The sequence below is a fragment of the Virgisporangium aurantiacum genome (genome assembly GCF_016863635.1).
GTDB classification, from domain to species: Bacteria; Actinomycetota; Actinomycetes; order Mycobacteriales; family Micromonosporaceae; genus Virgisporangium; species Virgisporangium aurantiacum.
In genome coordinates this window covers 1-7,715 of record NZ_BOPG01000149.1, presented here as the reverse complement: position 1 = coordinate 7,715, position 7,715 = coordinate 1, and the positions used below count along the sequence as shown (strand labels likewise).

Annotated in this window: 10 protein-coding genes; 5 read left to right on the top strand and 5 right to left on the bottom strand. The window is 68.7% G+C overall.

Annotation, left to right across the window (positions count from 1 at the left end):
* Positions 1-270 (bottom strand): WD40 repeat domain-containing protein (locus Vau01_RS62540; RefSeq protein WP_373320516.1); only part of this gene is annotated, 270 nt, incomplete at its 3' end.
* A 427-nt stretch (positions 271-697) separates the two neighbouring features.
* Between Vau01_RS62540 and Vau01_RS62535 the strand changes: the two genes are divergently transcribed.
* A complete protein-coding gene (locus Vau01_RS62535) occupies positions 698-1,675 on the top strand; it encodes an amidase domain-containing protein (RefSeq protein WP_204015135.1) in 978 nt (325 codons plus the stop codon).
* A gap of 668 nt (positions 1,676-2,343) precedes the next feature.
* Here Vau01_RS62535 and Vau01_RS62530 read toward each other — a convergent pair.
* On the bottom strand, positions 2,344-3,003 hold the full coding sequence (locus tag Vau01_RS62530) for a DUF6232 family protein (protein ID WP_204015132.1): 660 nt from the start codon (positions 3,001-3,003) through the stop codon (positions 2,344-2,346).
* Positions 2,993-3,427, bottom strand: a complete 435-nt coding sequence (locus Vau01_RS62525; RefSeq protein WP_204015129.1) for a hypothetical protein — start codon at positions 3,425-3,427, stop codon at positions 2,993-2,995. Before Vau01_RS62525 ends, Vau01_RS62530 begins: the two co-directional genes overlap by 11 nt.
* 147 nt (positions 3,428-3,574) lie before the next feature.
* Here Vau01_RS62525 and Vau01_RS62520 point away from each other — a divergent pair, with 147 nt between their 5' ends.
* Together Vau01_RS62520 and Vau01_RS62515 are read left to right on the top strand one after the other, a co-directional pair.
* On the top strand, positions 3,575-3,760 hold the full coding sequence (locus Vau01_RS62520) for a hypothetical protein (protein WP_204015126.1): 186 nt from the start codon (positions 3,575-3,577) through the stop codon (positions 3,758-3,760).
* Positions 3,745-4,359 (top strand): MBL fold metallo-hydrolase, encoded by a 615-nt coding sequence (locus Vau01_RS62515; protein ID WP_204015123.1) that lies wholly within the window; start codon positions 3,745-3,747, stop codon positions 4,357-4,359. Before Vau01_RS62520 ends, Vau01_RS62515 begins: the two co-directional genes overlap by 16 nt.
* A gap of 219 nt (positions 4,360-4,578) precedes the next feature.
* Here the strand turns inward: Vau01_RS62515 and Vau01_RS64980 are convergent, their stop codons facing one another.
* Entirely contained in the window at positions 4,579-4,704 is a 126-nt protein-coding gene (locus tag Vau01_RS64980) for a hypothetical protein (protein ID WP_275424073.1), read from the bottom strand.
* A gap of 433 nt (positions 4,705-5,137) precedes the next feature.
* Positions 5,138-5,329, bottom strand: coding sequence for a hypothetical protein (locus Vau01_RS62510; RefSeq protein ID WP_204015120.1), 192 nt, complete (start codon positions 5,327-5,329; stop codon positions 5,138-5,140).
* A gap of 435 nt (positions 5,330-5,764) precedes the next feature.
* Here Vau01_RS62510 and Vau01_RS62505 point away from each other — a divergent pair, with 435 nt between their 5' ends.
* Together Vau01_RS62505 and Vau01_RS62500 are read left to right on the top strand one after the other, a co-directional pair.
* Positions 5,765-6,415: a hypothetical protein gene (locus Vau01_RS62505; RefSeq protein WP_204015117.1), complete on the top strand. Its 651-nt coding sequence runs from the start codon at positions 5,765-5,767 to the stop codon at positions 6,413-6,415.
* 602 nt (positions 6,416-7,017) lie between these two features.
* Positions 7,018-7,715 (top strand): helix-turn-helix domain-containing protein (locus tag Vau01_RS62500; protein WP_204015139.1); only part of this gene is annotated, 698 nt, incomplete at its 3' end.

Below are 7,715 nucleotides of genomic sequence, written 5' to 3'. Positions count from 1 at the left end.
ACCGTCCGGTGCGATGGCCAGCGCGCGGACCGGGTTGGTGTGGCCGCGGAGGATGCTGCGGCTGGCGCCGGTGGCGGTGTCCCAGGTGCGGACGGTGTGGTCGTCACTGGCGCTGGCTAGCCAGTCGCCGGCCGGGTGGCAGGCCAGGGCCGTGATGCGGCTCCTGTGGTGGGCTGTATCGACGGTGGGGGCGGGTGTGGACGGGTCCCACGTACGGGCGGAGCGGTCGTCCGCGGTGGTGACCTCGCCATCCGGGGTCGCCAGCGCCACCGCCGGTGGCATCGGCGCCTGAAGCGGCCAGTGGCACCGTCAGAAGGGTCCCGAATGGTACCCAGACCCGACTTGTGTACCCAGGCTCCACATCCCCGTGACGGCTGAGGGCGCCGCCGTGACCGGCTTCTGGATTGCCGTGACAGTCGCCGTTCTCGCACCGTGGTAGCGGGGTGCGCGCGTCGGTTGCTGGTGCTGCTGTTGGCCCGCCGCGGGCCGCCTTCACCCTGAGCGCGAGACATCGGTTCTGATCTACATACCCTTGTATTGATCACGTGTGCGGATCCCGCCGGATTGAATCACTCAACTGGGTGAACTTGTTGTTGGACACCTCAGACCGCTTGTACGTTCGGTTTCCTGCCTGATCCTCGGTCCTCAATGCCGTGAACCGCAGACGCGGATTCCCTCAAACGAACGGTGTGTGACCATGCGCGACGACACGAGACGAACACGGCACGTTCCATACCGGGTCACGGCAGCAGTGATCGCCGCCGGCGCGATCACAACTTCTGCACTGGTCGGCGGCGCGGCGCCGGCTTCGGCCGCACCCACGTTCCGGGTGGAGTGGACCAAGATAGGCATCTATCCACGGTCCGCTCCTTCGATGGCGTCGGCACGCTTCGGTACCCCGGCGCTATCAGATGGCACACCAGTGGCGATCACATGCGAGAACTCCGGCCAGGAGGTCAGCAGCGCCGCCGGTACCTCCACCATCTGGGAGCAACTGTCGGATGGTTCATGGCTACCGAACGTCTTCGTCTACACCGGCAGCGACAGCTGGACACCGGGCGTGCCGCGATGCCCGCAGCCCGCACAGGAGGACGCCTCCCCGGCGCCGGCAACCAACGAGAAGCGGGAGAACCAGCAGCAGTACCGCCGCCAGGACGCCGTGGACTGGGCGCTCGCCCATGTCAACGACACTGAGCGGTACAAGAACTCCGACTGCACGTGGTTCGTGTCCCAGGCTCTCTGGGCGGGCGGTCTGCCGAAGACCGGCGACTGGACGGACAGCAGCTGGGACCCGCTCAAGCTCGCACGGAAGCTCAACGTGCCCGGTCCTACGAAGGCGGCAGCTCAGGCGAACTTCTTCAGGAATACCGTCTCCGACGAAGGGTTCGCGATAGTCACAGAGATCCGGTGGTCGGACAACACCGCTGGGGGCGCCAAGCTAGGCGATGTCATCGCCTACGACTGGGACAAGGGTCCGAACAACAGCCAGCGCGGATCAGATGGCCTGATCGACCACCTCGCCATCGTCACCCACTTCAACCAGGACGGCTATCCCGAGGTGTCGCAACACACCGCCGCCCGCACCAACCGGTACTGGTCGTGGGATCCGGAGGGCAACTGGATCGAGTTCACCCATCCCACCGCGAAGGTGTACCTGATCCACATCACGAAGTAGTGTTCGTCCGCCGCAGGTCGGTGCGGGCACACACTGGCCGAAGTCAGAAGCGGCGGTGGCTGACGCCGAGCCTGGCGGGGGACGTAGCGGGAGCGGCGGCTCTGTTTGCCATACTGCGGCGCGGCGAGGGTGTCCAGGAGCCGGTCGGCTGTGGCACGGGAGAGGTCGGTGTCGAGGTGCCGCTGGTCGTGCAGGCGCACGCGGGGGACGCAGGTGAGGACGGCGGCCGGTCGTCGTGGGTGAGCCGGGGCGTTTGGACACGCGGTGGGTCGGTGTCGAAACGCTGGTAGACGGCGAGTTCATGCCGGCGCAGCGTAAGCCAGTACGGCTTACTGGTGGTGCGCAGGTTGGCGACAATCGGCGCGCCATCGCGGAGGCCAGCGGCGACGACGGCCCTGTCTGTGTGGCGCAACACAGTGGTCAGCCGCACGCCGGCGCGGCCTGCGCGACGCCGCAGTTCGGTCAGTCCCACTCAGCCGTTCCGTCCGGTGCGGCGTTGTTCGTCACCCGGTTGTAGGGTCTGTCGGTTGTTGACCTGCTGTGGTTCTGTGACCTGGCGGTTTCGCGATTTCTCAGCCGCGTCGCACGGTTGAGGTCTCAGGTTCGTGGCATTTCCTCTGCCAGTCTCGGGGGGGAGTCGTCGCCGGGTTGCGCACAGCGCGGGCGTTCTATACCAGCGATGTGTCGTCGATCATCCGCATGGCACGGAGGACGGCCCTCGCGACCGCCTGCTGTTCGCGCCGGTCCGGCGTCGTGAACAGCAACGTCTCGGCGCCGTGGTGCTGCGCCCACAGTTCGTGGCTGGGCGTCCGTCGCCGGATGACCACCGCTGTCGTCAACGCGATCAGCCCCGCGAGTGCGAGGGAGGCTGTCATCGCGACCGGCAACACTGCCGCGAGCCCGATCATGGCTCCGAGGAGGATCCACCCGGCCGCGGTCCCGGCGGCCACGCCCGGCGTCGGTGGTCGGCGGGCCGTGCGTGAGTGAAGGTACCTCAGCGCCGCGATCGCGTACCGGTCACCGTCGACGAACAGGACCCGTGGTGTCACAGTCACCCGTTCTGATTGGTAGAGCACGCCTGGGCCGGATCTTTCGGGACGCGCGTGCCCGGCCGTTGCGTCGGCGGAGGCCAGGTCCGCTTCGAGGCGGTCGAGGATCGCGTCGGCGTCATCGGGCGGTTGTTCAACAAAGGCCCGGGTGCGCCGTCGCAGGGCGAGAAGAACGGACCGGCCGAACGAGTTGTCCGGCGCGGCGGTGTCGGCCCCGTACGCCGGGGTGCGTCTGGCCAGGGCCCGGATCACCTGGCCGGCGAAGGTGTCATCGCGCATCGTCGCCGCCGCTGGGTGCATCGTCCATCGGGGTGTCGACCTGGCTCGCCGGATCGGGCTGGACGGGTCTGCGCCGCGGCCGTGGCGCCACCGGTGGCCGGTCCCCGCCCGACCCCGGCGTGGCGCGCTGGCCGGGAGTGATCGGTACCTGCTGGGCGAGCTGTTCGACCAGCAGCGGCGCCGAGGCTCCCACGGCAACCGCGGCGAACGGGCCGCCAAGTTGACCACCGGCGGCAGCGGCGGCTGCCAGGCCCGCTCCCACCGCCAACCTGATGAACACCGAGACGATGAACGGGCCGAAGTTGGGCTCGCTGCGCTTTGTCCATGGCCAGTCCCCGCATCTGCGGACGGCGGCAGCGAACTGGAGGCCCTCAACCGCGAACCCACCGAGTAGGCCCCAGCTGGTGGCCTCGATCGGCGTCATGCACGGACTGTATCGCCGCGAGTTGCGGACAGCAACGAAGGAGCGTGTCGACGGGGGTAGCCGGTTGTGAGCCATCCGAGGTCAACGGAGCGGCATCCCACGTCCTTGGCTGGTTTGAGCATCTTCACCGTCTGCTTGGATCGGGTCATGGGAAGGTGGATCGAGGCCGCAGATGGCGTGCTGGTGCGGCGGTACCAGGAGTTGGACCTGTCGGTCGGGCTGGTGGTGGGCGGCGAATCGTGCCTGGTCGTGGACACGGGCGGAGACGCCGGGCAGGGTGCGGAGCCCGCCGCCGTGCGCGAGGTGACGCCGCTGCCGTGGCAGTGGTGCTGACCCACTCCCACTTCGACCACAGCTTCGGCACCGAGGTCTTCGCCCCCTGCGCGGTGTGGGCGCACCGGCGCTGCCACGCCGACCTGGTGGCCAACGGCAAGCAGGAACGCGAGAAGTGGGCGCGGCGCTACCGCGAGCGTGGTGACGTGGAGGTCGGCGACCGCATCGCGGCCGTGCGCCTGGTCCTGCCCGACCACCTGGTCGACGATCGCGCGGAGCTGGACCTCGGTGGCCGCCGCGTGGAGCTGCGGCACTTCGGGCCCGCGCACTCCGACCACGACCTGGTCGTGCACGTCCCGGACGCGGGCGCGGTGTTCGCGGGAGACCTCGTGGAGCACGGCGCGCCGCCGCAGTTCGGCGACGCCTCTCCACAGGGCTGGCCGGCCGCACTGGACGGCATCCTCGCGCTGGACACGCCGATCGTCCTGCCCGGCCACGGCGACCCGGTGGACCGCGACTTCGTCCGAGACCAGCGCGCGGAGCTGGCGTTGGTCGCCGAGCTGTGCCGGGAGGTCGCCGCCGGGACGCTCAACACGGAGCAGGCCGTGGCGCGTTCGCCGTACCCGGGGGAGTTCACGTTGGCGGCGCTCGCGCGCTGACATCCGCCCCGCGAATGTCCGGCCTCAAGAAACATGTCCGCCGGCGACACCGCCAGCATGTTGCCCGACGTTCGGCGTGAGCGGGACGGCGACATCGCCGGTGAGCGGGAACGGGAGCTGTTCTCGCTCACCGTGTCGCCGCGGCGCTCGTGACGTCGGGCTGGCGCTCGTCGTGTCGCCAAGATTTGGGCGCGCCTATACCCGGATTGTCGGTGTTGATCAGTCGGCCGGGACCGGGGTGAGGAGTCTCCCGTCGACCAGGACGTTGATAAGCGGCCAGGGTTCGGCGCGCCGGTCCAACACACGCTCGCCGCCGATGTCGCTGACCCGTTCCCAGCCGCTCATACCGAGAGTCGTCCAACAGCCAGCAGCAGCGGCTCGTGTCCTTTGCCATCGAGGTGTGTCCGTGTGCCACTGAAGTTTGTCTGCCGACCACCCGAACGGGCGAAGATCCGGGCGAGAACCTTGCTGGACGTCAGCGCGGCGACGCCGATCGCGGCAGATCGTGCCTGATGGTGGGCTACGGATAGCCGCAGCTCAGTAGGCCCAGAGACAGACTTCAGTGGCACAAATCCGGCCCGGACGGCTTCGGATGACACGGACAGACTTCACCGGCAAAGGACAGCTCGAAACCTGACTGAGACGGATGCCATGGTGATCCGCGGACTTCCATCACCGGGTCCTCTACCGCGCTTGATGTCTTGAGGTCGTTGTCGACGTCATGGAGGCGCTTTTCCACGCGCTATTCCACGCGAACGGATCAGTGGCGTGCGCACCTCTACATCTGTCGGTCGATGATCTTGTCGAAGAGAGCGAGGGCGCCACCGGCGGCGCCGCCGCCGATCAGAACGGCTGCCGGGAGCGACTGGTCGGCCAGGTAGGACAATCCGCCGGCAAGAATCGCTGTGAGGAGGCTCAAAACCAAGACAAGGGTGGCGCGGAGTGGAAGCAGCGAGGGCTGGCGTGTCATGGAACCTCCTGGCTTGGGGTCAACGCACCCTCGTAGGTCCGCCGTCCGCGCCGATCCCACATGATCATCTAATCCGACACCTCCGAATTCTTTCTTTCTCGGTACACGTGGGCCGTTGTTGATGGAGCCACCTACAAGGTGCATCCGCCCCGCACCGGCAATTGGCCGCGAATGGCCGGAAGGATGTTCGGATGATGTCGGGGTCAGGCAAGAGTTGATCAGAAGGCGGCGCGGCATTGAGCAGCGACGAAGCGCCGGATGGCTCATCTGCCGACCACGGAAGCGCCCACTCCCGGCCGGGTGTCGACGCGTCCGGCCGGTGCCTCACGGGCTCCCGTGAAGGCACGGCCAGGGACCGCTCGGCGGCGGAGCGCGGCCAGCGTCGCGACAACCTCGACCGGCGTCTGGCGGATTGGAAGCTGGTCGAGACGCTCGGTGCCGACGGACACCGGTCGCCGGTACGAGCGGTTCCAGGCCGACCTGATCGCCTACGGCATCCCCGTCCTGCAGAGCTGGATGTACTCCGGACACATCTTCAAGCTCACAGCCGGACGCGGCTACCCGCTGGCGCCCACACCGGACGAGTTGGAGGAACTGTCCAACGACTTGCAGGTGCGCGAGGAACTGGCGAACATGACGGTCGCGCTCGCGCTGCCCCGGTTCCGCGAGGCACTCCTCCGCGGCGGGTGGCGCGTGGACGGCGGTGCCAGCCTGACCTCCTACTTCATGGGTACCTGCCTGTCGGTCTTCCCGAACGAGTTCCGCAGCCACCGGGCGGCCCGAACCCGGTGGAGGCGCGCCCACCGGCTGGAGGCGACCTATCTGGCCCCCGCCGCCGGATGCGATCCGGGTCCGGACGTCGTGGTCCCGGGAACCCTCGAGATCTGCGACAACCTCGCCCACCTCGATCACCTCACGGCGGCGGTCGTCGCGCTGAGGCTCGACGGCCACAGCCACGGCGAGACCGCCGAACTGCTGGATCTGCCCTCCGCCCGGGTCGTCGAAGGGATCCTGTACCGCTGGCGCACCAAACAGAAACGCAGGATGGCCGGCATGGACGGAGGTGACACCGATGTGGCCAGATGACCGGATGCCGCTCAACCCGCAGACCGCCAACCCGCCGGCGCTCGACGCGGCAGCACCCGACGCGGCGACACCCGGCGCCGAAGCGTTCGGCGCCGAAGCGTTCGACACCGAAGCGTTCGACACCGAAGCGTTCGACACCGAAGCGTTCGACACCGAAGCGTTCGACGACGACTTCCAGGACCTGATCGAGCAGTCGTCCCTCGGCACGCCCGGCGCCTGCACGCTCCGCCAGCGGACCCGCGCCGCCGACATCGACGCCGTCGCGCGGATCTCCGGTCTCCGTGAGCGCCTCCGTGAGCGCACGGCCATGGCAGGTCCCGGTGGCGACAGGCGGACCGCGACCGCCCTGATCGGCCTGCTGCGGAGGCTCGGATATCACCGGCGGGCCGACGCCGTGCTCGCCGACCTGCACTCTGACCCGGCACACGCCACCACCACCGCCGTCACACAGCCGACCCGAACGCCGCATCACCCGGCTCGCTCCGAGCACCTTCGACGTATCCGGCGACGACGTATCCGGCGACCGGTGGCGGCCGCCAGACCGGGGCCGCGCACAATGACCCTCCCTCGCCTCGTCGGCCGGGCAACCGACGGCGCTGCGAATCCTTCTCGGCAGCCAGCTGCGGCGGCTACGGAAATCCTCCGGCGTGACCCGGGATGCCGCGGGCTACATGATCCGGGGTTCGGAGTCGAAGATCGCCCGGATGGAGCTCGGCCGGGTCGGGTTCAAGGAACGCGACGTGACCGACCTCCTCGACCTGTGCCAGGTCACCGATCCGATCGAACGCCAGACGATTCTCGGGCTCGCCCGCCAGGCGAACGCACCGGCGTGGTGGCACCAGTATCACGACATCCTGCCGCCCTGGTTCCAGAACTACCTCGGCCTGGAAGGCGCGGCGACGACCATCCGCACCTACGAGGTCCAGTTCGTCCCCGGGCTGCTGCAGACCGCCGACTACGCCGACGCCGTCGTCCGGCTCGGGCACGGCCGGGACGCCCCGGCCGACATCCGCCGGCGGGTCCAGCTGCGCATCGACCGGCAGCAGATCCTGCATCGCGAGGCCCCGCCCGCACCGCACGTCCACGCGATCCTCGACGAGGCCGCCCTGCGCCGGCCGATGGGCAACCTCGACGTCCTGCGCGAGCAGATCCAGTTCCTCGTCGATCTGACCGAGCTGCCCAACATTTCCCTGCAGATCCTGCCGTTCCACATGGGCGGCAGCGTCGCCGCCGGCGGCGCGTTCACCGTCGTCGGCTTCCAGGACCATGCCGTCCCCGATGTGGTCTACGTCGAACAACT

What these genes read in the sequence shown, in the direction of transcription:
- Vau01_RS64980 (WP_275424073.1), bottom strand. Translation starts at nt 4,704, where the DNA reads ATGAGCGGCTGGGAACGGGTCAGCGACATCGGCGGCGAGCGTGTGTTG.
- Vau01_RS62525 (WP_204015129.1), bottom strand. Translation starts at nt 3,427, where the DNA reads ATGACGCCGATCGAGGCCACCAGCTGGGGCCTACTCGGTGGGTTCGCG.
- Vau01_RS62520 (WP_204015126.1), top strand. Translation starts at nt 3,575, where the DNA reads ATGGGAAGGTGGATCGAGGCCGCAGATGGCGTGCTGGTGCGGCGGTAC.
- Vau01_RS62530 (WP_204015132.1), bottom strand. Translation starts at nt 3,003, where the DNA reads ATGCGCGATGACACCTTCGCCGGCCAGGTGATCCGGGCCCTGGCCAGA.
- Vau01_RS62510 (WP_204015120.1), bottom strand. Translation starts at nt 5,329, where the DNA reads ATGACACGCCAGCCCTCGCTGCTTCCACTCCGCGCCACCCTTGTCTTG.
- Vau01_RS62535 (WP_204015135.1), top strand. Translation starts at nt 698, where the DNA reads ATGCGCGACGACACGAGACGAACACGGCACGTTCCATACCGGGTCACG.